We start from the raw sequence: 24838 nt of genomic DNA, 5'->3' as shown, positions 1-24838 counted from the left end.
CCTGGTGGGTGCGAACCTTGGTTCGCACCGCTTCTGCCGCCACTCAATCAGACGATGTGGATATACAGCTTCCTCGAGTCCAGTCTCAAATCGAGGAAGTACTCCACACCACACCCGCGGCAGGCAGCGGGACAATCCTCATCGCTCCCACGTTGGTTCTCCGAGGCATCAGCCACCACCGGATATCCACAATCAAAACACGTAAAGGCAATGTTGCTGCCATGGGGGTCGGCCCATATTTCATCTCCATCGCCGTCCATTACAAGAAAGTCCGTGATGTTCATGATTCACCGGGATCGCTTGGTTGATTGCTGGAGACTACTCGAATCCGAGCATAAGGGGCGCGAAGCTGCTTCCGTCTCATCACACTGCGACGCCGCCATCCATCCCGGATTCAAGGTGAATGCAACAGGTTGTTGAACTGCGCTTCACTGCAACCCGACTGCGCGCAGCCCGGCAGCATCAGCTCCACCCGGCCCGGCGGCTGTGCGTCGGTCAACGGGATCGCACCACGTAGCTGCTCGCGCGTGGGATAGACATACACCAACCGGTAACGCACTTCACCGGCCCCACGATCACGCCAGCGCTCGAACTGCAGCAGGCCGCCGATCGGCGTCTTCTCGTACTGCCCCGGCAGGCTGTAGTCCGTGATTCCCAACGCCACCAGCACCGAACCGATGTTGGAATCGTGGCCGACCAGCAGGCTCACCTTTGGCGATGCCGGGTCCTCGAACAACGCATTCACTCTTGCCAGCAGCGGAGCGGCCACATCGCGCGCCACTTCGGGCGTTCCGAACAGGATGTCCTGGTAGCGATTGCGGATCTGCGCCAGCGCCTGCCATTGCGCCTCGGTGGTCAACCGGCCCCAGCCTTCGCGGGGGACGCCACTGCCCTGGTAGTGCTCCATCAACAAGGCATCGACCAACCCGCTGGCCAGGGCCAGCGAACCGGACGCGCGTGGTTCCTTGCCCGGTTCCGCATTGAAGATCGTGTCGGCCAGCATCAGATGGCACTCGCTGTGCCCCGCACAGGCCGCCGACTGCGGGTAGCGGGTGATCTGCTCCACCACGGACAGTGCCGGTGCCAGTCCCGATGCGGCCAGCGCTCGCTGCATTGCCGACAGTGCGCGCTCGCGGAAGACCGTGTCTCTGTTGTGGATCACCGGATTGAACAACGGATCCATCGTGCCCAGCGTCATGCGCTGCTCGACTGCGACATGACAGCCCGGGAAGGCACCGGCAACGAAGAACTGCGCGGTGGCCTGGGTGCGCTGAAGGCTGTTGGCATGGGCGTGGAAGTCAGCCAGCTGCGGGCAACCCGAAGCCGGCAACAGCTGCGCCTGACGCAGCCACTGGCCCATGTAACGGCCCATGTAGACCTCCAGCACGCCGCCTTTGGTGGTGAGCTCGCCTGCGCCCACGTCCCAGCCTGGCCAGCGCTCCGGAGTGGCATTGGCCAGCTCGCCCGACGCCACCACCGGCGCGCGCAGGTTGTGGCGGCTGAGCAGGATGACCTGCTCAAGTGAGCCCTCACGTGTTCCGCTCACCTCGCCATTGTCCGCCATGGCTGGAACAGCGGTCACAAGGCTCGTCACCAGCGATAGGCAACGAAAGATACGGAAGTGCATCCGAGTCTTTGAGCACGATTGAACCTGCATCACTGCTCCTATAGTGCAGATAGAGTCTCGAGCCCATGTCTGCTGATCAACGGTCGGCACGGCAATGTCAAAACGGTGAACAGACCGTTCTCCGAGCTACCGAATGGGGATGGTAGCACCGTCAACCCATGACCTCCCCGACACGCGATGCAAACGCATCCAGTCGTGAAATATCCAGTGATCGCCTCCCACTCGAGGATGCTCCCTGAGTCACGTCCTCGTCTGATTGATACACGCGAGCGCCGAACCGATCCAGGATCTCGACGCCGCCCTGCGCTACATCCCCGGCCCCGACATTCAAGAGAAGCTCCACGCATCAGAACAAGCCACGGACACAACGCGCAGAGCAGCGTGCTCGACTACGAGACTGATGCAGAAATTAGAAGAGAAGTCCTACGCAGCGAACCCGCTACCACTGACAGCAAGTAGCCATACGGACGGCGCATTCTTGATGCCGACCAAGGGATGTGCCCTGGTCATCAACACACACCTATAAAAGGAAATACGTCATGCACGCATCCGCAACCATTTCAGATCCAAACGCCGTCGCCGCATGGATGAAATCATCCAGCGCAAATGCAAGATCCCTCGACGCAGTGTTTGAAACCGAGGCGGACGAAATCAAAGTAGCCGCATTCAGCAGTGACTGCTGCGGATCGAACAATTACGAAGAGCGCTGACAGACTCCGTTGATGGCACGCGGCGTGGATGCGTGTCATCAACACTATCAAACAGGATCAGAATCACGATGACTCGCAGTCATGACGGCATGAGCCGAATAGCACAAAGCCCAGAACAAAGCCGCATGCGATGCGATGGAACATTCCCCTTGCCAAACGACACATCATCATCGACCGCAATCATTGCCGCGACGACTCGATCCAATATTAATCGCGCTATCGAACTCCGCAGAAGGGGATTGATCACCGAGATAATTGGCACAGATCCCGCTTACTCGACAACGCCATCCGACGCGCTTCGCAAACTGGAGGGTGACGCGGGAATTCACACCATTATCGCGTTCAGTGACCAGCTTACATCCAGCCTTGACGCTCCTGTCTTGACGTCCCACCACGGGCAGCAGCGCTACCTGCCTCTGGTGGAAGGAGTCCTCAACAGCATCCACGAATTTCAAATCATGACAGGCACATGCGATGACACGATCACATTGCCACCCTGCTCACCCATCACTTCCGTTCTGCGCACTATTTCGAACCATCTGGATTCCAACCAGAAGCTTGGAGGAGACTGGCTCGCGCAACCAGTTCAGACAAAGCGATGGCCTGCTACACGGCTAGCCGAGAGCAGATTCCGTCAGCGTGTCTTTCACTCAGCTCTGATGCACATGTACTGGAAGCATCCTGACTTCAATCCCAAGCATTTCGATTGGCTCCATGGACAACTCAAGAACCTCTACCGCGCATCGCAGCGAGCAAAGGAGGTCCAGGATGCACGAAAGTCAAGCACATGAGAGTCGTCAGCCTGCCCCGGAGGCCACCTTTCGGCACAGCGTCCAGACAGAGCAACAGCTTGGATTGACCCTTTCCGATAGGGAAAGGAAAGCCATCCTCTCCGCATGCGAAGTCAGCGGACTCGATATGGATTCCTACTACAGCTGGTATCAATCGAAAGCCTCCATCAGCTCCCAGTTGGCTGACCTTTGCCGCCCGTCACTGTTGGAGGCGGTCCACAGCATCGACCGTTCCGACTACTCCTCAATCGATGGAAAGCTCCCTGCCGACAGGGGAGTTGTGATCGCACTGCCGCATCACGGCCACTATATCCTGTCTGCGGTCCGTCTGATGGAGCACATTCGCCATCTGCGTGACATCTACATCTTCTATGGCGACCCAAAGAACCATGCAGGCAACGAATTGTTCGACGACCTGTACCACCGGCTCTTCAATCACGCCGGATGCCGCGCGAGCATCATCCACTCGAATGCCAGAGGGATAGGCATAGCGCTTCGCGCACTGAAAAATAGAGCTGCAGTCATCATGATGACCGATGTCCACCGCTTTCGCGAAGAAACCTATTGCATTCCATTTTTGGGGCGCCCCTTGGACATCATGCTGGGAACCGCCGCAATGGCGCGCAAAACCGGAAGTTGCATATTGCCAGCCATCTCCGTCGTTGACCGGGATCTTCGAGCAACTATTACTTTCGGAGATGCCATCGAGCCTATACAGACGCGAGCATCGCTTCCATCTGAAGTAGCTGACTACTGGACGATGGCTGAAGTCTATCGTTTCCTTGAGCGTGCAATGGGACCTCAGGCCATCTATTGGCAGTACATCAGGCAACACTTCATGAAATCCTCCAAGTTCCCGATGTTCCACCCCGAAACAATCGATGAAGCTTGGCACATGTTCTCCAATGACCCGCGGACCAAGCCACACACGCGTTATACGGCATGCCTGGATTGAACATGGATAGATTTCATTCTCCTTCCATTACCTTGGCGGCCATCGCCCTGATGGCGATGGCGCCCATCAATGGATACGCAACGGATCAAGAGAATGCCGATGCAACTCATCTTCCTGCGATCCACGCGGTCCACTCAGCCCCCGGCCCGCGCATCTGGCAGTTCAGAAAAGGCTCTTCAACGCTGATTGTACTGGGCACGATTCAACCCCTAAGAAAGAGCCTATCCATCGATACTCGCAGCGTTGAAGCAGCAATCTCGACGTCTGATGCAATTCTGAGCCCTCCGGGCGTGACCGTGGAGCACGATGGCGGGGTATTTCGCAGCCTCATTCTGTGGCCCGCCATCCGCAAGCTCAAGTTCCTTTCAGGTAGAAGAACGCTTCGTGACGAGCTCACCGAAGAAGAGTACACGCGATTGAGCGATCTCAAGATTCTCTATGGCCTGCATGACGCGAGCATTGAGAGGATGCGCCCAATGTACGCGGCTTGGAAAATTCATGATGCTGCACTGCAATTCAGTGGAGCCCGAGCCGGTGAGCCACTTTCTCGAGCCATTGACCGCATGGCCCGCGATCATGGGATCCCGATGATCAACGCCCGCTTCCCGATGCGGGTAAGAGGGGGCAGGGAAACTATCCAGAATTTTCACATTGACTCCGTGAAAGACCGCAAATGCTTCTCGGATGCCACATCAAGCCTGCGGCCCTGGCTCGATAACCTAGATGAGCTAGGTCATGCGTGGGCAGAGGGAGATATTGAATCGGGCGCGCTCCTGCATGCCCCTCCATCGCCCTCCCGGTGCTGGGCTCGTCTGACCAACGACGCGATCGCCACAACGATGAATATTGACCTTGATATCCAGAGACGAACTCACTGGGTTGCAGTGCTCCGCTCAACTACTTCGCGGCACAGTACGGTTTTCACCACTCTGCCCTTGGATGATCTTCTGCATTCAAGAGGCATGGCCGCGGTACTCCTGGACGAGGGATACATCCCCGATGCCAGGGTGTTCTTTGGCGATCAGCCGCGACCTCCAAACTTCGGAGCAAGTGAAACCTCAAATCATCCGGACGGGTGACGATGTAACTTGGCACCTTGCAACGCGGTCACATCGAAGTCACTGATCGGCAGCCACAAAGCCACCGGTCTGCCGCGCCCACAAGCGCGCATACAGGCCACCGGCAGCAATCAGCTCGGCATGGGTGCCGGTCTCGACGATGCGGCCCTGGTCCATCACCACCAGCCGGTCCATGCGCGCGATGGTCGACAGCCGGTGCGCGATGGCGATCACCGTCTTGCCTCCCATCAACTGGTCCAGGCTGTCCTGGATCGCTGCTTCCACTTCCGAATCCAGCGCCGAAGTCGCTTCGTCCAGCACCAGGATCGGTGCATCCTTCAGCAGCACGCGGGCAATGGCGATGCGCTGGCGCTGGCCACCGGACAACTTCACGCCACGCTCGCCCACATGCGCGTCGTAGCCACGACGCCCCTGCCCGTCCACCAGCGTATCGATGAAGGCTTCGGCACGTGCCTTGGCTACGGCTGCACGCAGCTGCTCATCAGTCGCATCCGGGCGGCCGTACAGCAGGTTGTCGCGGATCGAGCGATGCAGGAGCGAGGTATCCTGGGTGACCACGCCGATCTGCTGGCGCAGGCTTTCCTGAGTGACGTAGGCAATGTCCTGGTCGTCGATCAGGATGCGGCCGCTTTCCAGGTCGTACAGGCGCAGCAGCACGTTGACCAGGGTCGACTTGCCGGCACCGGAAGGACCCACCAGGCCGATTTTCTCGCCCGGCTTCACCACCAGGTCGAGGCCTGCGATCACGCCGCCCTTCTTGCCGTAGTGGAAGTGGATGTCCTGGAAGTGCACGCCACCGCGGGTCACCTGCAACGGCACCGCGTCCTCGCGGTCCTGCACGGTCAGCGGCTGGGCAATGGTGGTGATGCCATCCTGCACCGTACCGATGTCCTCGAAGATGCCGTTGATGGTCCACATGATCCAGCCGGACATGTTGTGGATGCGGATCACCAGGCCGGTCGCGAGCGTGATCGCGCCGACAGTGATGTGGCCGCCATTCCACAGCCACAGGGCCAGGCCACAGGTACCGGCAATCAGGAAACCATTGACGATGGCGATGGTCAGGTCCATGCCGGTGGTCACCCGGGTCTGCGCGCGGTGCTTGACTGCCAGCTCCTGGATCGACTCGGCCACGTAGGCCTGCTCGCGCCCGCCATGGGCGAACAGTTTCAGCGTGGGAATGTTGGTGTAGCCATCGACGATGCGGCCCATTGCCTTCGAACGTGCTTCCGAGGCGATCCAGGCCCGCTCCTTCGCGCGCGGCACGAAGTAGACCATGATCACCACGTAGGCCAGCAGCCACAGGATCAGCGGCACCATCAGCCGCCAGTCGGCCTGCGCGAACAGGTACAGCGCGGTGCCGGTGTAGACCACGATGTACCAGAGCGAATCGACCATCTGCACCGCCGACTCGCGCAACGAGGTACCGGTCTGCATCACCCGGTTGGCCACGCTGCCAGCAAAGTCGTTCTGGAAGAAGCTCAGGCTCTGCCGCACCACGTAGTTGTGCATCAGCCAGCGCGAGCGGTTGCTCAGGCCGGGCACGATCGCCTGGTTCACCAGCAGGTTGTGCAGGCCGACCAGGATCGGCCGCGCGATGACCGTGATGAACAGCATCCAGCCCAGTTCATTGGCGTGGCGCTTGAAGAAGCCGGCACCCGGCTGCTCGGCGACCATGTCGACGATGCGGCCCAGGTAATCGAACATCGCCACTTCCACCAGCGCCAGCAGCAGGCCGGCGATCAGGGTCGCCAGCAGCACTGGCCACACCGGGCGCAGGTAGTGCAGGTAGAACGGCAGCACCTTGCGCGGCGGCATGCGCCCGTCCACGGGCGGGAACACCGGAATCAGGGATTCAAACCAACGGAACATTGCATTCCCTCGCCTCTTGCAAGCGGCGAAGTATCCCACGCCGGATGTGTACGCCAGCCGATGATGCCCCGGTTCTGGTAGCGCCGGGCCATGCCCGGCGATTCCCCTTGCAACCGCGCTGCGCGCTCGCCGGGCATGGCCCGGCGCTACCGATCATGTGGGCCGCATCGGGTTACGTTGCCGGGGTGAACAGCAGGTCCTGGAAATCGAAGCTGAAATCGGTCAGGTCGGAGATCGACTGCATGCGCACCTCGCGTGCCTTGCCGTCCGGGTCCAGGCTGAAGTTCACGAACGCGTCGGCGTTGAGCGAACGGTCGTCCCAGCGCACGATGAAGGTGTCGTGCTGCCAGTGCTCCAGGCGCCCGCTCAGCTGCGCGGTCTTCATGAAACGCAGGCGCAGGCCCTTGCCCTCGGCACTGATCTGCATGTCGCCATACCAGCGGTCACGGAAGGTGCCGGTGTAGCCGGCCAGTGCCAGCGACGGCTTGCTGCCCTTGTCGCGCGCGCTCTGGTGCTTGGCCCAGGCTTCGTCGGCCTTGTCCTGGCCCTTGGCCACGGCCTTGGCATAGGCGTCCACCCAGTCGTGCTTCCCGCCGCCCAGATAGGCATCGAGCACGCTCAGGGTGATCGCATTGAACGCCGCGCCCACTTCCTGGTTGGTCAGCACCACCACGCCCAGCTTCTCGCCCGGCACCAGGGTCAGCCGCGAGACCATGCCCGGCCAGCCACCGGTGTGCCAGACCAGCTTCTGCCCACGGTAATCGCTCAGGCTCCAGCCTTCGCCATAGCCGGCGAAATTGGCTCGCGCCGGTGCCAGCTCCGGCACGCTCGGCGCCGGGATCGACTGCGGGGTGATCATCCGCCACATCTGCTGCTGGCTCTTTTCACTGAACAGCGGCGTGCCATCGGCCAGTTTGCCTTCGGCCAGCTGCACCTTCATCCAGCGCGCCATGTCATGCGCGCTGGAATAGATGCCACCGGCGCCGGCGTTGTTCGACCATGTCAGCGGCGCAACGGTGCGCAGGTCCTTGAAATCGTACTTGGCGTGGCCGACCGCGGCCTTGTCGCCGGGCTTCAGGTGATCGGCGTTGTAGCGCGTGCCGGCCATGCCCACCTTGTCGAAGATGCGGGTCTGCAGGAACTGCTGGTAACTCATGCCAGAGACATGCTCGATCACCTGCTGGGCGACCGCGTACAGGATGTTGTCGTAGGCATAGCTTTCGCGGAAACCGCCCTTCAGCGGCACTCTGCCCAACCGCTCCACCACTTCGGCATTGCTGTAGGACGTGGTCGGCCAGAACAGCAGGTCACCAGCGCCCAGGCTCAGGCCACTGCGGTGGGACAGCAGGTCACGGATCGTCATCTGCCCGGTCACGAACGGGTCGGACATGCGGAACGACGGCAGGTGGTCGATCACCTTGTCGTCCATCTTCAGCTTGCCGTCCTCGGCCAACAGGTTCAGCGAGGTGGCGGTGAACGCCTTGGTGTTGGAAGCAATGGCGAACAGCGTATCGGCCTGCACCGGTTCCGGCTTGCCCTGCTCGCGCACGCCCCAGCCGCGCTCCAGCACCACCTCGCCATCCTTGACCACCGCCACGGCAATGCCGGGCACGTCGAACTGCGCGCGCACGCGCTCGACGGTCGCATCCAGGTCCTGCAGCTGCGCCGGGGTGGCAGCACTCGCCATGGTCGTGCACGCCAGCAGCACGGCTCCTCCAATCCAGGGTTTCATCCAGCACGATCTCCGAACAGGGGTGGCGGCCATGTGCAGGCCGTCACCGGGGTTTCGCGGGATGGTAACGTTCTGCGGCGCACCCTGCCCTGTGCCATAGGAGGGGTGTCATGGGCGGGAACGGCCAACCGAGCAACGGCTCCACCATCATTCCGTGCCTGCGCTATCGCGACGCGCAGGCCGCCATCGACTGGCTGCAGCGCGCCTTCGGCTTCCATGCCCAGGCTGTCTACGCCGATGGCGATACGGTGTTCCATGCGCAGCTGACCTTCGGCAGCGGCATGATCATGCTCGGCTCGGCCGACAGGGAAAGCGCCTGGAGCCAGCATGCCGCGATGCCGGACGAGGTGGGCGGCCGCCAGACCCAGAGTGCCTGCGTGATCGTCACCGATGCCGACGCCCATTACGCCCGGGCCAAGGCCGCAGGCGCCCGCATCGTCATCGACATCGCCGACCAGGACTACGGCGGCCGTGGCTATGCCTGCGCCGATCCGGAAGGCTACCTGTGGTGGTTCGGCAGCTACGATCCGTGGCGCGCGGACCACGACCAGTGACCGCCGCAGCGATCCGCTGCGGCATCGGCGGCTGGGTGTTTCCCGAATGGCGCGGCGGCGTTTTCTACCCCGTGGGCCTGCCGCAGCGTGAAGAACTGGCCCATGCCAGCCGGGCCCTGCGCTGCATCGAAATCAACGGCACCTTCTACCGCACGCCCACCGCAGCACAGTGCGCGCAGTGGGCCGCGCAGACGCCGGAAGGCTTCCGGTTTTCGATGAAGGCACCACGCTACCTGGTGCAGCGCCGCGACCTGTCCAGCACGGTGGAGGCAGCCGCGCCCTTCCTGCAGGCCGCACTCGCACTCGGCGACCGGCTGGGCCCCCTGCTGTGGCAGTTCGATCCGCGGCATCCGGCCGACGCCGAAGCGCTGGAACGGCTGATGGCGCAGCTGCCCAAGCAGCTGGGCGGCGTGCCGCTGCAGCACGCCCTGGAAGTCCGCAATGCCGAGGCGCATGGCCCGGCACTGGTTACCGCCGCACGCGCGCATGGCGTGGCCGTGGTGATCGAGGACAGCGACGAGGCGCCATTGCGTGGCGATGTCAGTGCCGGCTTCGTCTACGCGCGGATCAAGCGCAGCCAGGCCCGCTTGAACGAGGGCCTGCCAGCATCCGTGCAGCAGCGCTGGGCCGAACGCGCACGCCGCTGGTCGCGCGGCGAGCCGGTGGACGACCTGCCCTGCCTGGCAGGGCCCGCCCCTGAAAGCCCGCGCGAGGTCTACCTCCTGTGCATCGGCGCAGGCAAGGCGCGCAACCCGGCGGCAGCGATGGCGCTGCAGCGGCAGGTTGACCAGAGCAGTCATTCCACACGCGGGTAGCGCTGCGACGTTCGCCTTGCCTCACAATAGGCAGATGAGCACACCCGACACCCGCAAAGCGCTGTGGCAGATTCATTTCTGTGTCCTGCTGTGGGGCATCACCGCCATCCTCGGCAAGCTGATCACCCTGCCCGCATTGCCGCTGGTATGGTGGCGCATGCTGCTGGTGACGGCGATGCTGGCCCTGCTGCCACGGGTGTGGCGCGGACTGCGTACCCTGCCCCTGCGGCTGGTGGCCGGCTACGCCGGCATCGGCGCGCTGGTCGCCCTGCACTGGCTGACGTTCTACGGTGCGGTGAAGCTGGCCAATGCCTCGGTGGCCGCCACCTGCATCGCGCTGGCGCCGGTGTTCACCTCGATCATCGAGCCATGGGTGGCCAAGCGGCCGTTCCAGCTGCGTGAACTGGCGTTCGGCCTGGCGGTGCTGCCGGGTGTTGCGCTGGTGGTCGGCGGCGTGCCCGATGGCATGCGCCTCGGGGTGTTGATCGGCGCGATCTCGGCGCTGCTGGTGGCAGTGTTCGGCTCGCTCAACAAGCGCATGGTCAGCCACGCGGATCCGCTCACGGTCACCGCACTGGAGCTGGGTGCGGGCACCCTCACCCTGACCCTGCTGGCACCGCTGATGCCCTACCTGCTGCCGGCGCTGGCCAGCCCGCTGTGGGTGGTTCCGGGCCTGCACGACGGCATCCTGCTGCTGGTCCTGGCTGGGTTCTGCACGCTGCTGCCGTTCGCCCTGGCCCTGGTCGCGCTGCGCCACCTGAGCGCCTACACGGTGCAGCTGGTGACCAACCTGGAACCGGTCTATGCGGTGGTGCTGGCGGTGGTGCTGCTGCGCGAGCAGCACGAGGTTACCCCGTGGTTCTACCTGGGCGTGGCGATCATCGTCGGCGCGGTGTTCCTGCATCCGCTGCTGAACCGCCGCAAGCCGGTGCAGCATCCGGAAATCCTTGGCACGGCCGAGGCACGCAACATCGCCGATTGAGCGCGTCCACGCAGGGCGTGGATGGCCGTATCAACGCTGCGGCCAGTGCCATGCCGGCGCATCCAGCAGGCCCTGCCCGCTCAGCAGCGTGCGGCCCTGTTCCTTGTGCAGGTGCAGCGAATGACAGCCGGGCGCTTGCTCCAGTGCTGCGATCAAGCGGCTGGCGTGTGACACCACCCACACCTGGCTGCGCGCACTGGCCGCGATGATCAGCCGCGCCAGCGCCGGCAGCAGGTCCGGATGCAGGCTGGTCTCCGGCTCGTTGAGCACCAGCAGCGGCGGCGGGCGTGGCGTGTGTAGCGCAGCAGCCAGCAGCAGGAAGCGCAGCGTACCGTCGGACAGTTCGGCCATCGACAACGGCCGCAGCAACCCCGGCTGGTGGAAGCGCAGGGCCAGTCGACCGTCCAGCTCTTCGAAGCCGACCGTGGCGCCGGGGAACGCATCGTCAACGCTGCGTGCCAACGCGACCGGATCTCCGATTTCGAGAATGGTCACCCAGGCTGCCGCCAGATCCCGGCCGTCGTGATGCAGCACCGGCGTGCGCGTGGCCATCGCCGGTTGTCGCGCCGGGGCATCGGCATCGCTGCGGAAATGGTCGTAGAAGCGCCAGCGACGGATGTACTCACGCAAGGCGATGGTTTCCGGCATGCGCTGCGGATCGCCGACCTGGGTGAACAGGCTGTCGAACAGCGACAACCGGTCATCCACGAGATCCCAGCCGCGCGCATGACGTTGCCGCACCATTGCCCCACGGCGATCAACCAGCAGGTTGGCGCTGCGCAGGAACGGCCCGGCCCAGATCGCCTCCACCTTGATCTGCGGATCCAGCGCAAACGCCGAATGGCTGGGCGGCGGGTAGCCCAGGTCGATGGCATAGCCGAATTCGTCGGTGGTGAAGCCGAGCTTCAATCCCACCGATGCCTGCCGAGGGCCACCCTGCAGCGGGATCTCGCCGGCCGCGACCCGGCGATCGATGGATTCGGGGCCGGCCCACAGCGCCGAACCCAGCCCTCCTTCGCGGGCCAGCACCGCCGCAACGCCGCCCTGTGCGGTCTCCGCCAGCAGGCGCAGCGCGCGGTACAGGCTGGACTTGCCACTGCCGTTGTCACCGGTCACCACGTTCAACTGCTGCAGCGGCAGGACCAGCCCGTGCAGCGAACGATAGTGGGCGATGGCCAGGGTCTGCAGCATGGTCGGCGTCCGTGGGAACAGGAACGGCATATTCGCCGGGCACAATCGCACAGGCCGCGACACGGCGTTATCCCATCGGCAAAATCATCCACGCATGGCGTGGACCTACTGCATGCAGGGCTCAGCCCGCCCGTTCCACCCGGTTGCGACCGTTGCCCTTGGCCCGGTACAGCGCCTTGTCGGCGCGCGCCAGCATGTCATCCACGCTTTCACCTGCCTGGTGCTGGGCAACGCCGATGCTGATCGTGACCGGGAAACCCAGCGGAAGGTCTGCCACGGCCAGGCGCAGGAACTCGCATTGCAGTTCGGCCGTGTGCAGATCGGTGCCCGGCATCACCGCCACGAACTCCTCGCCGCCATAGCGCGCGGCCATGCCACGGCCGGCAAAGTGCGAGCGCAGCAGCACGCCCAGCTCGGCCAGCACCCGGTCGCCGGTGGCGTGGCCCTGGAAATCGTTGATGTGCTTGAAGTGATCGATGTCCAGCAAGGCCACGCAGGCCAGTCCCGGCTGCCCATCGATCTCCGCCACCGCCTCTTCCAGTGCCGCCGCCATCGCGCGGCGGTTGGGCAGTCCGGTCAACGCATCGGTGCGGCTCTGCTCGGCCAGGTCGGCATTCTGCGCCAGCAGTACGTCCTGGTACTCCGACAGCAGGCGCTCGTAGTCATCGCGTTCCAGCATGTGCTTCTGGATGTCGAGCGCGAAACGGCGCAGCTCCATCACCAGCATCACCTGCCGTGACAGAGCGGCCAGTGCCTCGGCCTTGTCGCTGGGCAGGTGCTGCGGATGTGCATCGAACACGCACAACGTACCCAGTGGCAGGCCATCGGAACTGATCAGTGGCGCACCGGCGTAGAAGCGGATGTGCGGGTCACCGGTCACCACCGGGTTGTCGTGGAAGCGGATGTCCTGCAACGCGTCCTCGACCACCATGATTTCCTGCGGCTGCAGGATGGCATGGCCACACATCGATTCGCTGCGCAGGTTCTCCGCCGCGTCGATGCCCTGGATCGACTTGAACCACTGCCGCTCGACATCGATCAGGGTCACCGCCGCCATCGAGGTACCGCAGACCGCCTTGGCGATCGCCACCAGGTCGTCGAATGATTTTTCGCGCTGCGAATCAAGGATCCGGTAGCGGTACAGCGCCTCGAGCCGAAGGGCTTCATTGGCAGGCTTGTCGGGCTTGATCATGCAGCGTCACATTCCGGCAGGTCACTGCGGAGTCTAGCCGATGTAGAGCCGAGCCCATGCTCGGCTGCACCCGGACAAAAGGGCAGCCGAGCAGGGCTCGGCTCTACAGAGGCCGTTTACCAGTCCAGCTGCTTCGGCAACAGGCCCTGCAGCTCCTGCTCGGTCAGGTTGCGCCACTGGCCCGGCTTCAACGCGCCGATCTTGATGTTGTCGATGCGCACGCGGCGCAGCTGGGTCACGCGATAGCCGAATTCGGCGGCCATCAGGCGGATCTGCCGGTTCAGGCCCTGCTGCAGGGTGATGCGGAAACCGAACTTGGCGATGCGCGAGGTCTTGCACGGCAACGTCATCTGGTCGTGGATGCGCACACCGCGCGCCATGCCGCGCAGGAACTCATCGGTAACCGGCTTGTTGACCGCCACCAGGTACTCCTTCTGGTGGCCGTTCTCGGCACGCAGGATCTGGTTGACGATGTCGCCGTTGCTGGTCATCAGGATCAGGCCTTCGGATTCCTTGTCCAGGCGCCCGATCGGGAAGATGCGCTGCTCGTGGCCGACGAAATCGACGATGTTGCCCTTGACCGAGGTTTCGGTCGTGCAGGTGACACCCACCGGCTTGTTCAGCGCAATGTAGACATGGCGGCGGGCGCCGGGCTTGCGGGCCACGCGCGCGCGCAGTGGCTGGCCGTCGACCAGCACCTGGTCTTCGTCGCCCACCACCGCGCCAGTGCCGGCCGGATGGCCGTTGACGGTGACCCGGCGGGCGGCGATCAGGCGATCGGCCTCGCGGCGGGAGCAGAAGCCGGTGTCGGCGATATGTTTGTTGAGTCGGGTGGTCATCGCCCTATTATCCGGCATCGCCGCTCGCAGCGCTTCATGCCAGGCCGGGCGGATCGAGCTCTTCACCGTCGAACACGCGGTTGCGGCCGGCGCGCTTGGCCACGTACATGGCATGGTCGGCCCGCCGCAACAGCCCGGCCAGATCGTCCTCGCCAGGCCGCCACTGCGCCAGGCCGATGCTGGCGGTCACTTCCAGCCCCGGCACCTGCAGGGCCTGCCCGGCCTCGGTGATGCGCTGGCGCAGGCGGTCCAGCCGCGCCGATGCCGCCTCGCGCGGCATGCCGGGCATCAGCAGCAGGAACTCCTCGCCGCCCATCCGCACCACTTCGTCCTGGCTGCGCACCGCAGCGCGCAGCGCGCGTGCCACCGCCACCAGTACCTGGTCGCCCACGGCATGGCCGTGGCGGTCGTTGATGTCCTTGAACAGGTCGATGTCGAGGAAGCCGATCACCAGCGGGCCACGCTCACGGTCGACCTGTGCCAGGTGACGGGCCAGCTGCTGCAGGCCGGCGCGGCGATTCGGCAGTCCGGTCAGGCCGTCGGTTTCGGCCAGCTGACGCAGTTCATCGCGCTGCTGGCGCAGTCGGCCCAGCCGCTGGTTCATGGCATAGGCGGCCATCATCAGCAGCCAGGTCACCGCCAGCTGCAGTGCTTCGACCCGGTACTCCAACAACCATTCCGCACGGCAGGCATCGGCGATGATCAGGACCAGCATGGGTGCCAATGCGGCCAGTCCTGCCTGCGACCAACGGTTGCCACGCCAACGTGCCCATACGCCCATCAGCAACGCCAGGCCACACCCCAGCAGATAGGACACCTGCAGGCCCTGCGCGACCCAGGCCAGCTGTTCCCAGCGCAGCCACGGCACCAGGACGGCCAGCGCCACCAGGCCCCACAGCACGGTCGCCTGCAGCGGCCGCGACCGTGGCCATACGCGGTCACCGCCGTTCAGCCGCCACAGTGCCGGCAGTACCAGCGCCTGCGTGGCGGCGGTCAGCGAGAGCAGCCACCAGGCCCCACGCTCCCCCACCGGCAGCCACGGTTCCGGGTAGCCGCTGAGGCCACCGAGGATCGCCTGCCACAGCACCAGTACCGTGGTGCCGGCGACGTAAACCAGGAAGCTGCGATCGCGCGTGGTCAGGAAGGCCATCAACGCCGACAGCGCCAGTGCGATCGCCACGGCGATGCAGGCAGCACGCATCAGCAGGCGGGCGGTGTCGTTCTGCTGCACCGGGCTGGGCGCGCCCAGCCGCAGGGTCGGTACCCAACGTGTCTTCAGCGGTGTCTGCCAGGAAACCAGGAACGGCTCATGGCTGCCGGCCGGCGGTACGGCCACCAGGCCGATGCCTGCACGGAAGCGCGAATCACGGGTGCGGGCGTCGTGCATGTTGCCGCAGATTTCGCGGTCACCGTGCTGTACCCGCACTTCGCCGGCAAAGACATTGAACACGTCCAGCGCCTGTGGCTGGCCCGACCAGCCTTCCTGCGGAGCCGGCACCAGCACCTGCTGGCGCGGGCCCGACAGCATGTGCGGCGTGCACGCACGATGCGGGGTGGGCTCATCGGTGGCGCCACCGACCAGCAGGTAATCGCGCCCCGATTCCACCGCTGCGGCCTGCAGCGGCCACGGCGTCGCCAACCACGCCAGCAGTACGACCAGCACCGCTCCCGTTCCGTACTGCCACTGCCTGCCGCCCACGCCACATCCTGTTGTTGCTTACGCCCGCGCCCACTGCGCGTCGCCCCTGGCCGGCATTATCGCAGCCGGACGTACGCCGCACGTGTAGACCAAAGTCGCCGCCACGCCGTTCAGCCAGCCCCCGGCGGCCCCTTCACCGCGACCAGCCGCACCGGGCGCAGATCGGCCAGGGTCAGCCGCTCCAGCGGCTGCGGGCGTTCGATGGCATAGCCCTGCAGGCCCTGCACGCCAAGCCGGGTCAGCGCACCGGCAACCTCGGCGGTCTCCACCCACTCGGCCACCACTTCCATCTGCAGCTCGCGCCCGAGCTCGCTGATCGCGCGAACTGTGGCGTGGCTGACTGGATCAGTATCCATGTCCCGCACGAAGGCGCCGTCGATCTTCAGGATGTCCGCAGGCAACTGGCGCAGATAGCCGAAAGAAGACAGGCCGGAGCCGAAGTCATCCAGTGCCATCCGGCAGCCCCGCGCCTTGACCGCATCGATGAATGCACGGGCCTGGGTGAGGTTGCTGATCGCCGCAGTCTCGGTGATCTCGAAGCACAGCTTGGAGGCCAGCGCGCGGTTGCGCTCGAGCAGGTCGCAGACGAAGGCGAGGAAGCCGGGCTCGGCGATCGACTGCGCAGAGACGTTGACGTTGCACAGGCCCAGCTGGCGCACGTGTGCCGGGCACACCTGCAGGTGGCGGAACAGCAGCCCGAGCACGTGACGATCCAGCGCCACCGCCATGCCATAGCGCTCCACTGCCGGCATGAACTGTCCGGGCAGGTGCAGGCTGCCGTCGGTACCGCGCATGCGCACCAGCACTTCGTAGTGCAGGTAGGTCGGATCGCCCACGCGGGCGATGCGTTGCGCATACAGCAGCATGCGGTTCTCGGCCATCGCCAGGCTGACGCCCTGCAACCGCTCGGCTTCCCGGCGGCGCTCCTCCAGCGCCATGCGGTTCTCATTGAAACAGTGCACCCGGTTGCGACCGGCCTGCTTGGCGGCATAGCAGGCGCTGTCGGCAGCACTCATGAGCCAGTTCGCATCGGGGGCGTCGGCGCTGACTTCAACCACACCGATGCTGCAGCTCAGCTGCGGGCTGCCCTCGCTGATCGGGAACGTGGCCTGGCCCAGGTTGCGGATCACCCGCTGCAGCACCCGCTTGGCCTCGTCCTGCCCGGCATGGGCGAGGAACACGGCGAACTCGTCGGCGCCCAGGCGGCCGACCCAGTCACCGTCACGCACTGCAGCCACCAGATAGTCGGCGAAACTGCGCAGCATCTGGTCACCGGCGGCGTGGCCGAAGCTGTCGTTGACCAGCTTGAAGTGGTCCAGGTTGATGTAGCACAGCGCATGCGTGCCGCCGTCGCTGCGCACCTGCAGCAGCGAACGTTCCAGCAGCCGCTCGATCTCACGCCGGTTGATCAGGCCGGTCAGCGGATCGTGGCTGGCGTGGTGTTCGATCTCGCGCGCCAGGGCATGGTTCTGGCTGACATCCTCGATGATCGCAAACACCGACAGGCCACCTCCCGCGCTGCGCACGCCGGTGCCACTCCAGCGCCCCCACACCAGGCTGCCATCGCGGCGGCAGAAGCGCAGCTCACTCGGCCGCAGCTGCCGGTCCCAGTCAATGCGGCCGACGCCATCGATGACCAGTTCGCCTTCCATCAGCAGATCACCGAGCGACATCTGCAGCAGCACGTCGCGTCGGTAGTCGAGGATATCGGCCATCGCCTGGTTGGCTTCGATCACCTTGCCGTCGGTGTCGAGCTTGAGCATGCCGACATTGGCCTGGTAGAAGGCCGCACGGAAGCGGCTTTCGTGCTCGGTCAGGTCCTTGCCGACGCGGCGCGCCAGCGCGACAGCCATCAGGCTGATCGCCAGCACCGACAGCCCACCGACCACAAGCGTGGCGATCCGCACCATCGTGGCCATGCGCAGCAACGCCTGGGAAAATGCCTGTGCCTGCACCTGCAACCGCCGGTCCAGATCACGCAGCTGCTGCAGGTACCGGTCGCGGTCCGCCACTGGCAGCGCCCCCTGGGCATGCCCCGACTGCAGCTCGGCGACCAGCCGCTGCACGGCCAACAGGTCATCATCGGTCTGTCGCCACAGCGTGCTTGCTTCCCGGAATGCACCGATGTCGCGTGCATAGCGGAACGAGAACACCAGGCGCGGAATATCGGCGCGCGCGTTGCCGCCCTGCAGGAAGCCCTGCCTGGCCTTCTCCTCGTCCGGTACCGCCTGTTCCAGCGCCAGCCGGGCCTGCAGATCCCCCAACGGAATCCGCAGCGCCTGGCGCGCGTCGTCCAGGTCCTGGGCATCACCGCGCGCCAGATAGCGGCTGAGTGCGGCGGTCGCATCCTGCTGACCACGCGACCAGTAGCCCTGGCCGGCGATCCATGCGGTGGAGGCCGCCTGCAGCTCCTGGATCAAGGCGGACAGCGCGACCAACCCGATCGCCATGCCCGTCAACAACGCAAAGCGCAATCCCAGGCCACGGGTCATCGGCACCCGCCGGCTCTGCTGGTCCGTGCCACTTCTACCCATCCCGGATCCCCCCGAATGTGCTGCGGTGACAACCTCCCTTGGAACCGGCCCAGCCTATGACCGGCAATGTGTGGGCCATGCGAAAAAGGGGACGGAGGGGATTAAGTCGTTTTCGGCATAAGCGCGCGGCCTGCCATTTACGACTTAATCCCCTCCGTCCCCTTTTCCTGTACGCCAGCCCGGAGGCTGGCGTTGATCAGGACGGCTGCGGGTGCGGCCTAGAAGCTGCGCGGGCCGCGCGGCTTGAAGCCGTCACGACGCGGCGGGCGGCTGTCGCGGTCACCGCCGCGGTCGCCACCATGGCCACCCGGACCACCCGGGCCGCCACGACGCGGGCCACCCGGGCCGCCCGGACCACGCTTGTCGAAGCGCGGCTTGAACGGACGCGGGGCCGGGTTGGTGTCTTCACCCGGGGCCAGCGCACGCATCTGCAGCTGCTGGCCGGACACCCACACTTTCTGCAGGTGCGACAGCACGTCCGGTGGCATCTGCGCCGGCAGGTCCAGCAGCGAGAAGTCGTCGTGGATGTCGATGCGGCCGATGAAGCGGCTTTCCAGTCCGGCTTCGTTGGCAATGGCGCCGACGATGTTGGCCGGCTTCACGCCATGCTGGTGGCCCACCGAAATGCGGTAGGTCTCCATGCCCTGCTCCGGTGCACCACGCGGCGGAACCTCGCGGCGCGGACGCTGCTCGAAACCACCTTCGGCGTCGTCACGACGCGGGCCACGCTCGAAGCGCGGACCACGCTCGTTGCGGTCGAATCGATCGCCACGCTCCGGACGGTCGCCACGGTCGAAGCGCTCGCGCGGCGCGCGCTCTTCACGCGGGGCGCGCACCGGCGGCTGCAGCAGGAACGGGGTGTCACCCTGCAGCAGCTTTGCCAGCGCGGCGGCGATCTCGATGGCGGGCACGTTCTGCTCGTTCTCGAAGCGCTCCAGCAGCTGGCGGTAGAAGTCCAGGCCACCGGCGCCGAGGGTTTCGCTGATGCGCGAGGTGAACTTGTTGATGCGGGTGTCGTTGACCGCCTCCACGCTCGGCAGCTGCATCTCTTCGATCGGCTGGCGGGTAGCGCGCTCGATCTGGCGCAGCATGCCCTTCTCGCGCGGGGTGGCGAACAGGATCGCCTCGCCGCTGCGGCCGGCACGGCCGGTACGGCCGATGCGGTGCACGTAGCTTTCGGTGTCGTACGGGATGTCGTAGTTCAGCACGTGGCTGATGCGCTCCACGTCCAGGCCACGGGCGGCCACGTCGGTGGCCACCAGGATGTCCAGCTTGCCTTCCTTCAGCATGGCGATGGTGCGCTCACGCTGGGCCTGCTGCATGTCACCGTTGATGGCGGCAGCGGCCAGGCCACGGGCCTGCAGCTTGCTGGCCAGTTCTTCGGTGCCGGCCTTGGTACGCGCGAAGATGATCATCGCGTCGAACGGCTCGACTTCCAGGATGCGGGTCAGCGCATCCAGCTTGTGCATGCCGCTCACCCACCAGTAACGCTGGCGGATGTTGGCCGAGGTGGTGGTCTTGGCCGCGATGGTCACTTCCACCGGGTCCTGCAGGTAGGTCTGCGCGATGCGGCGGATCTGCGGCGGCATGGTGGCCGAGAACAGGGCCACCTGGCGCTGCTCCGGCAGCTTCTTCAGCACGGCTTCGACGTCGTCGATGAAGCCCATGCGCAGCATTTCATCGGCTTCGTCCAGCACCAGGGTTTTCAGCTCGGACAGGTCCAGGGTGCTGCGGTCCAGGTGGTCGATCACGCGGCCGGGGGTACCGACCACGATGTGCACACCACGGCGCAGGGCCGACAGCTGCTGGCCGTACGGCTGGCCGCCGTACACCGGCAGCACGCGGAAGCCCGGGATCTTCGACGAATAGGACTGGAACGCCTCGGCAACCTGGATGGCCAGCTCGCGGGTCGGTGCCAGGATCAGGGCCTGCGGCTTGATCTGCTGCAGGTCGATGTTGGACAGTACCGGCAGCGCGAACGCGGCGGTCTTGCCGGTGCCGGTCTGGGCCTGGCCCAGCACGTCGCGGCCTTCCAGCATCGCCGGGATGGTGGCGGCCTGGATCGGCGACGGGGTTTCGTAGCCGATGGCGGTGACCGCCTGCATCACGGGCTCGGACAGGCCGAGCTGCGCAAACTGCAGCGGCGCTTGGGAATCTTGGGACATGGGGAACTCCGAAGACACTGCCGTCTTCCTGGCAGTGCGATAAAAAAGGTGATGGTCCGCGCTTTGGGCGCCCTTCTTATCGCGTGCCCTGGCGCTGCTCGGTTGGAGGAGATTTCACTCGCTCAGAGCGGAATCATACCGCATTGATCCTGAACAAGGTGTACAGCTTGCCATGCGCGTGTCGTCATGCCCCGTGCTGGCGCACAATACGCGCCCTCTTCCCCGGCCCGGCCGCTGGCCCGCGCCCCTTCCCAGGAAACCCGCTCCATGCAGATTCTCGAATTCGACCTCGACGGTGACTACGTCGAACTCAAGCAGTTGCTGAAGCTGGCCGACCTGGTCACCAGCGGCGGCGAAGCCAAGATGGTCATCGGTGACGGCCAGGTGCGGGTCGATGGCGAAGTCGAACTGCGCAAGGCCTGCAAGATCCGCGCAGGCCAGGTGGTCGAATTCGCCGACAGCCAGATCCGGGTGCTGGCTGCCGGCTGATCTGAAGCTGTTCAGGCCACGCGCTGGGTCAGGTGCGAGGCAATCAGCTGCCTGAACGGTGCTACGCCCTGCGCCAGGCGCAGGCCGGCCGCCCGCAGCAGGCGCGCCGGACGGCGATCGTCGGTGTACAGGCTGGCGATCGCATTGGTGGCCTCGTACAGCGGCCGCGACGCCAGCCGGTGACCGCGCTGGTAGCTGGCCAGCATGCCGGCCGCGGCAATGTCGGCACCGCGACGCTGCTGCTCGACGATGCCCTGCGCCAGCCGCTGTGCGCTGGCCAGTCCCAGGTTGAAGCCATGCGCGGTGACCGGGTGCATGCCGACTGCGGCATCGCCGATCAGTGCCGAACGCTCGCCGACAAAGCGGTGCGCGTACACACCTACCAGCGGATACGCCTGCGGCGTGGTCACCGGCTGCATGCGGCCCAGGCGATGTTCGAAGCAACCGCTGATGGCCTCACCGAAGGCCACCTCATCCATTGCCAGCAGTTCTTCAATCTGCCGCGGCGGCAGCGTGATCACCGCCGACGCCTGGCCCTCGTTGAGCGGCAGCAGCGCCATCGTGCGGCCGTAGCCGAACCATTCCCAGGCAGTGTGGTGATGGTCGCGCTCGACCTGCATGCGGCACACCAGTATCGACTTGCCGAAGTCGCGCATCTGCGCACCGATGCCGAGCATGCGGCGGGTGGCGGAGAAGCGGCTGTCAGCGGCCACCAGCAGCCGCGCATGCAATTGGCTGCCGTCATCGAGTTTGACCACATGGCCCTGTGCATCGGCCTGCACGCCCTGCACCTTGCGCCCGTCGAACAGCTCCAGGCCGTCCTGGCCCTGCACGGCATCCCATGCAGCACGGCGGATCAGATGATTGGGCACCAGCCAGCCCAGCGGCTGGCCGTCGACCTGGCTGCTGGCGAAGGTCAGCGCGAACGGCGAGCCACCATTCATCACCTTGGCATCGCGCAGTTCAGCGACTTCGGCATGCGGCAGGCGCTGCCATAACCCCAGCTGCTCCATGCTCTGCCGCGAGGCATGGGTCAGCGCGATCTCGCGGCCATCGAAGGCGGCTTCGGCCAAGGCTTGGCGCGGCTGCACTTCGACCAGCCCGACCTGCAGCCCGCTGCCGGCCAGCGCGCGCGCGAAGCACAGGCCTGCTGGTCCGGCGCCGACCACCACCACGTCCATCCTGCGCATGCGCGCCTCCTGCCGTTGATTCAGTCCGGGCCAGCATAGCGCCACACACCTGACCGGCCTTGATCTGGATCAGGCCCGGGTCACAACAACGCGAACACCAGCGCCAGGATCGACAGCAGCGACACCAGCCACACCAGGCTGCGCACGTAGGGCACGCCTGCGGCATACAGCGGCAAGTAGGCCACGCGCGCCCAGAAGTAGGCCTGCGCGGCCAGCGCGGTGGTGTCGTTGCCGCGCCCAGCCACGACCACTGCGATCGCGGCGGCGGCGAAGAACGGGAAGGTTTCCAGGAAGTTGGCCTGGGCCCGCTGCAGGCGACCGGCCAGCGGGCTGACCGGCTTCGCTTCGCCATCTCGCGCCGAAGCATTCCACTTCATCCCGCGCTCGCGGGTGACCACGGTGGAGGTGGCGAAAATGTAGACAAAGCCCAGCAGCACCGACCAGGCCAGCATCGTCAGTTCAGTTGCCATCATGCATCTCCTCAGGGTGCCGACGCACGCAGGCTGTAACCGGCCAGGCGCCACACCTGGTCCTCGTCGAAACGGAACGAGACCAGCTCGCGCACCGGCTGCGCGCTGTTGGCGAAACGGGTCGGGAAGCTGACGTTGATGTACAGCCCTTCCGGCACGGCGGCACCGGCGCTGTATTTGACCCGGGTGATGGTCGGCTGGCCACGCCCGGCCAGCGCTCCCAGGCGCGTGCGCTCGGTGGTCAACTGGCTGACGAAGGCGGCCTTCGGTACCGCACGACGCGCGACGGCCGAAGCGCCGTCCCACAATTCGCCTGCGCGGTTGGCATCCACCAGCTGCGCCGCCTTCACTGCGGCCGCACCCATTTCCGCGTCCTGTTTCTGCACCTGCGCCTGCTGCGCGGCGGTCAACACCGGAGCGCCGGCGGTAGCCGGTTTTGCAGCCGCTGGCGAGGCCGGTGCCGGGCGCGCGGGTGCCGGGGCGGGCGTGGCCGGCGCAGGTGCCTGCGCCAATGCGGTCAGGGGCAGCAGGGACAGCAGCAGGAGCACGCGCTTCATGGACACCGCCGGTTCTCGGGAAAGAACCGCAGTCTACGCCAGCGCGGTGAGCTGTTCGTCAGCGCGCGTTGGCGCTGCCTTCCACCGTGGCGGCATCGGCCTGCGCGGCAGGCGTGCCGGAGTCTGCCGGCGCCTGTTCGGCCACCGGCGGCGGCTCCGACGGTGCCGGCGGCAGCGTCGCCACGTCGATCTCCGACAGCGGGCTTTCTTCCGGGCACACTGCATCCGGGAAACCGAAGCGCTGCTTCAGTGCCTGGCCGCAGCTGTTGATCGATTCCATGTCGGCGCCTTCGCGCTTGCACTGCTGGTCGAAGGCGATCAGGAACGCGTCCTTGCGCTGCACGAAATCATCGCCGCAGGCCCGCATCTGCTTGATCCGTTCCAGATCGTCCTGCACCGCGTTGGTGCCATCCAGGCCGTACTGGCGCAGCTCGTCCGCGGTCAGCAGGCGCAGGCTGCGGTTGGGCACGGTCATCATCAGATCAGCCACGCCCACCGCCACGCCGTTGCGCTGCAGGTAGTCCTTTACGTTGTCGTAGACCTCGTGCAGCTCGCGGTTGAGTTCTGCGCGCGAGGTGGCCTTGGAGCTGATGCGCATCATGCGGTGGATGCCAACCTTGCCTGACAGCAAGCGGTTGTCACCGGCGGCCAGCACGAACACGCAGGCACTGTGGCAGATCGAGCCTTCGCGCACCCAGATGGTCCAGCCGGATTCACCGATACTGTCACCGGCGACGATCGCCGATTCCACCTGGCCCCCGCTGGAATCCAGGTCGAGGATGCGCTTGTGGATCTTCTGCTGGTCGGCAACCACGGCCAACCGCCACATCATCTCGGCGAAGCCCGGGTTGATCTTGCCGGCGTAGCGCACGCGCATCAGGCCACGTTCGGCGCAGGGCGCCAGCGCCTGGCTGATCTGCTCGCGCTGCAGGCCTTCCAGCTCGACACCGTCGCCCGCGTCACCGGCATATTCGGTGCTGCAGCTGACCCACGCACGCCCGTTCTCCAGCTGCGCCTGCGGCCACGGCCGATCCGCCCGGCTGCGCGGCGGCGCCGGCGGCGGTGGCGCATCGGCGGCGTTGATCGACACCATGTTCTCGCCATCGCTGGCGGGAGCCCGCGCCGCCTTGTCGGCAGCGGTCACATTGCCCGGATTCTCCAGCTGACTGCAGCCCGCCAGGGCCAGGCACAACAGGGGCAACCAGCGGAGTTTGGCGGACATCGGGCAACCGGATTTCAAGGGAGCAAGGGCCACAGTCTACCCGTCCGGGGCGCGCATTCAGCGCGTGGTACTGAACCCCTTCTGACCCTTGGGAAAGCGTGTCGACCAAGATCGACACCCACCAACAGCCTCAGGAACCTGTCGAAGGCGGGGTGGGTCCGGTGGCAGGGGTG

At 65.4% G+C, this 24838-nt stretch carries 21 protein-coding genes; 8 read left to right on the top strand and 13 right to left on the bottom strand.

The genetic code is table 11. The annotated features are described in order from the left end of the window. The coding region (locus G5A07_RS22240; protein WP_223107613.1) for a hypothetical protein at positions 1-308 on the top strand (308 nt) is incomplete at its 5' end. An 86-nt stretch (positions 309-394) separates the two neighbouring features. Here G5A07_RS22240 and agp read toward each other — a convergent pair. After that, complete coding sequence (agp, locus tag G5A07_RS05795) at positions 395-1564, bottom strand: bifunctional glucose-1-phosphatase/inositol phosphatase (protein ID WP_109814393.1); 1170 nt, start codon at positions 1562-1564, stop codon at positions 395-397. Between the two features lie 602 nt (positions 1565-2166). Here agp and G5A07_RS05790 point away from each other — a divergent pair. The 3 genes from G5A07_RS05790 to G5A07_RS05780 all read left to right on the top strand — a co-directional run bounded on the left by G5A07_RS05790 (position 2167) and on the right by G5A07_RS05780 (position 5162). Next, on the top strand, positions 2167-2337 hold the full coding sequence (locus G5A07_RS05790) for a hypothetical protein (RefSeq protein WP_157999904.1): 171 nt from the start codon (positions 2167-2169) through the stop codon (positions 2335-2337). A 768-nt stretch (positions 2338-3105) separates the two neighbouring features. Continuing rightward, positions 3106-4083: a hypothetical protein gene (locus tag G5A07_RS05785; RefSeq protein WP_191863006.1), complete on the top strand. Its 978-nt coding sequence runs from the start codon at positions 3106-3108 to the stop codon at positions 4081-4083. 2 nt (positions 4084-4085) lie between these two features. After that, the gene (locus G5A07_RS05780; protein ID WP_191863005.1) at positions 4086-5162 is read left to right on the top strand and encodes a TraB/GumN family protein; all 1077 of its coding nucleotides are present in this window, start codon (positions 4086-4088) and stop codon (positions 5160-5162) included. A 39-nt stretch (positions 5163-5201) separates the two neighbouring features. Here G5A07_RS05780 and smrA read toward each other — a convergent pair whose 3' ends face one another. Beyond that, entirely contained in the window at positions 5202-7034 is a 1833-nt protein-coding gene (smrA, locus tag G5A07_RS05775) for a multidrug efflux ABC transporter SmrA (RefSeq protein ID WP_109814390.1), read from the bottom strand. Positions 7035-7206: 172 nt separating this feature from the next. Continuing rightward, positions 7207-8766 carry a serine hydrolase gene (locus tag G5A07_RS05770; RefSeq protein WP_191863004.1) on the bottom strand — a complete coding sequence of 520 codons (1560 nt, stop codon included), beginning with the start codon at positions 8764-8766 and terminating at the stop codon, positions 7207-7209. Between the two features lie 110 nt (positions 8767-8876). Here G5A07_RS05770 and G5A07_RS05765 point away from each other — a divergent pair, with 110 nt between their 5' ends. Genes G5A07_RS05765 through G5A07_RS05755 form a run of 3 tightly spaced genes read left to right on the top strand, consistent with a single transcriptional unit; the run spans position 8877 to position 11117 of the window. Further along, positions 8877-9320 (top strand): VOC family protein, encoded by a 444-nt coding sequence (locus G5A07_RS05765; protein WP_019337612.1) that lies wholly within the window; start codon positions 8877-8879, stop codon positions 9318-9320. Then, a complete protein-coding gene (locus tag G5A07_RS05760) occupies positions 9317-10135 on the top strand; it encodes a DUF72 domain-containing protein (protein WP_019337611.1) in 819 nt (272 codons plus the stop codon). The genes G5A07_RS05765 and G5A07_RS05760 overlap by 4 nt, the downstream gene beginning before the upstream one ends. A gap of 34 nt (positions 10136-10169) precedes the next feature. Then, positions 10170-11117: a DMT family transporter gene (locus G5A07_RS05755; protein ID WP_019337610.1), complete on the top strand. Its 948-nt coding sequence runs from the start codon at positions 10170-10172 to the stop codon at positions 11115-11117. Between the two features lie 30 nt (positions 11118-11147). Here G5A07_RS05755 and G5A07_RS05750 read toward each other — a convergent pair whose 3' ends face one another. The 6 genes from G5A07_RS05750 to G5A07_RS05725 form a co-directional block, all read right to left on the bottom strand. Beyond that, complete coding sequence (locus tag G5A07_RS05750; protein WP_019337609.1) at positions 11148-12308, bottom strand: AAA family ATPase; 1161 nt, start codon at positions 12306-12308, stop codon at positions 11148-11150. Between the two features lie 121 nt (positions 12309-12429). Beyond that, a complete protein-coding gene (locus G5A07_RS05745; protein WP_010486387.1) occupies positions 12430-13500 on the bottom strand; it encodes a sensor domain-containing diguanylate cyclase in 1071 nt (356 codons plus the stop codon). A gap of 116 nt (positions 13501-13616) precedes the next feature. After that, the gene (locus G5A07_RS05740) at positions 13617-14339 is read right to left on the bottom strand and encodes a pseudouridine synthase (RefSeq protein ID WP_010486389.1); all 723 of its coding nucleotides are present in this window, start codon (positions 14337-14339) and stop codon (positions 13617-13619) included. Between the two features lie 34 nt (positions 14340-14373). Next, a complete protein-coding gene (locus tag G5A07_RS05735) occupies positions 14374-16038 on the bottom strand; it encodes a diguanylate cyclase (RefSeq protein ID WP_191863003.1) in 1665 nt (554 codons plus the stop codon). Positions 16039-16148: 110 nt separating this feature from the next. Further along, positions 16149-18572 (bottom strand): EAL domain-containing protein, encoded by a 2424-nt coding sequence (locus G5A07_RS05730; protein ID WP_019337606.1) that lies wholly within the window; start codon positions 18570-18572, stop codon positions 16149-16151. A 218-nt stretch (positions 18573-18790) separates the two neighbouring features. Continuing rightward, complete coding sequence (locus G5A07_RS05725; RefSeq protein WP_019337605.1) at positions 18791-20737, bottom strand: DEAD/DEAH box helicase; 1947 nt, start codon at positions 20735-20737, stop codon at positions 18791-18793. Positions 20738-21004: 267 nt separating this feature from the next. Here G5A07_RS05725 and G5A07_RS05720 point away from each other — a divergent pair, with 267 nt between their 5' ends. Beyond that, positions 21005-21226, top strand: coding sequence for an RNA-binding S4 domain-containing protein (locus G5A07_RS05720; RefSeq protein WP_010486399.1), 222 nt, complete (start codon positions 21005-21007; stop codon positions 21224-21226). Between the two features lie 11 nt (positions 21227-21237). Here the strand turns inward: G5A07_RS05720 and ubiM are convergent, their stop codons facing one another. From ubiM to G5A07_RS05700, 4 genes are all read right to left on the bottom strand, one after another. Continuing rightward, entirely contained in the window at positions 21238-22416 is a 1179-nt protein-coding gene (gene ubiM, locus G5A07_RS05715) for a 5-demethoxyubiquinol-8 5-hydroxylase UbiM (protein ID WP_191863002.1), read from the bottom strand. A gap of 80 nt (positions 22417-22496) precedes the next feature. Continuing rightward, positions 22497-22886, bottom strand: coding sequence for an MAPEG family protein (locus G5A07_RS05710; protein WP_010486403.1), 390 nt, complete (start codon positions 22884-22886; stop codon positions 22497-22499). 11 nt (positions 22887-22897) lie between these two features. Then, positions 22898-23443 (bottom strand): DUF4019 domain-containing protein, encoded by a 546-nt coding sequence (locus G5A07_RS05705; protein WP_049433872.1) that lies wholly within the window; start codon positions 23441-23443, stop codon positions 22898-22900. Positions 23444-23501: 58 nt separating this feature from the next. Next, entirely contained in the window at positions 23502-24665 is a 1164-nt protein-coding gene (locus G5A07_RS05700; protein ID WP_010486407.1) for a hypothetical protein, read from the bottom strand. Positions 24666-24838: the final 173 nt, after the last annotated feature.

This window comes from Stenotrophomonas sp. AS012628, assembly GCF_010608305.1.
GTDB classification, from domain to species: Bacteria; Pseudomonadota; Gammaproteobacteria; order Xanthomonadales; family Xanthomonadaceae; genus Stenotrophomonas; species Stenotrophomonas geniculata.
Note: the sequence above shows the minus strand (reverse complement) of the source record. Positions and strands in the feature narration are given on the sequence as shown.

What these genes read in the sequence shown, in the direction of transcription:
- G5A07_RS05705 (WP_049433872.1), bottom strand. Translation starts at nt 23,443, where the DNA reads ATGAAGCGCGTGCTCCTGCTGCTGTCCCTGCTGCCCCTGACCGCATTG.
- G5A07_RS05725 (WP_019337605.1), bottom strand. Translation starts at nt 20,737, where the DNA reads ATGTCCCAAGATTCCCAAGCGCCGCTGCAGTTTGCGCAGCTCGGCCTG.
- G5A07_RS05770 (WP_191863004.1), bottom strand. Translation starts at nt 8,766, where the DNA reads ATGAAACCCTGGATTGGAGGAGCCGTGCTGCTGGCGTGCACGACCATG.
- G5A07_RS05720 (WP_010486399.1), top strand. Translation starts at nt 21,005, where the DNA reads ATGCAGATTCTCGAATTCGACCTCGACGGTGACTACGTCGAACTCAAG.
- G5A07_RS05755 (WP_019337610.1), top strand. Translation starts at nt 10,170, where the DNA reads ATGAGCACACCCGACACCCGCAAAGCGCTGTGGCAGATTCATTTCTGT.
- G5A07_RS05740 (WP_010486389.1), bottom strand. Translation starts at nt 14,339, where the DNA reads ATGACCACCCGACTCAACAAACATATCGCCGACACCGGCTTCTGCTCC.
- G5A07_RS05700 (WP_010486407.1), bottom strand. Translation starts at nt 24,665, where the DNA reads ATGTCCGCCAAACTCCGCTGGTTGCCCCTGTTGTGCCTGGCCCTGGCG.
- G5A07_RS05790 (WP_157999904.1), top strand. Translation starts at nt 2,167, where the DNA reads ATGCACGCATCCGCAACCATTTCAGATCCAAACGCCGTCGCCGCATGG.
- smrA (WP_109814390.1), bottom strand. Translation starts at nt 7,034, where the DNA reads ATGTTCCGTTGGTTTGAATCCCTGATTCCGGTGTTCCCGCCCGTGGAC.
- G5A07_RS05750 (WP_019337609.1), bottom strand. Translation starts at nt 12,308, where the DNA reads ATGCTGCAGACCCTGGCCATCGCCCACTATCGTTCGCTGCACGGGCTG.
- G5A07_RS05780 (WP_191863005.1), top strand. Translation starts at nt 4,086, where the DNA reads ATGGATAGATTTCATTCTCCTTCCATTACCTTGGCGGCCATCGCCCTG.
- G5A07_RS05765 (WP_019337612.1), top strand. Translation starts at nt 8,877, where the DNA reads ATGGGCGGGAACGGCCAACCGAGCAACGGCTCCACCATCATTCCGTGC.
- G5A07_RS05785 (WP_191863006.1), top strand. Translation starts at nt 3,106, where the DNA reads ATGCACGAAAGTCAAGCACATGAGAGTCGTCAGCCTGCCCCGGAGGCC.
- agp (WP_109814393.1), bottom strand. Translation starts at nt 1,564, where the DNA reads ATGGCGGACAATGGCGAGGTGAGCGGAACACGTGAGGGCTCACTTGAG.
- G5A07_RS05745 (WP_010486387.1), bottom strand. Translation starts at nt 13,500, where the DNA reads ATGATCAAGCCCGACAAGCCTGCCAATGAAGCCCTTCGGCTCGAGGCG.
- ubiM (WP_191863002.1), bottom strand. Translation starts at nt 22,416, where the DNA reads ATGCGCAGGATGGACGTGGTGGTGGTCGGCGCCGGACCAGCAGGCCTG.
- G5A07_RS05710 (WP_010486403.1), bottom strand. Translation starts at nt 22,886, where the DNA reads ATGGCAACTGAACTGACGATGCTGGCCTGGTCGGTGCTGCTGGGCTTT.
- G5A07_RS05730 (WP_019337606.1), bottom strand. Translation starts at nt 18,572, where the DNA reads ATGGGTAGAAGTGGCACGGACCAGCAGAGCCGGCGGGTGCCGATGACC.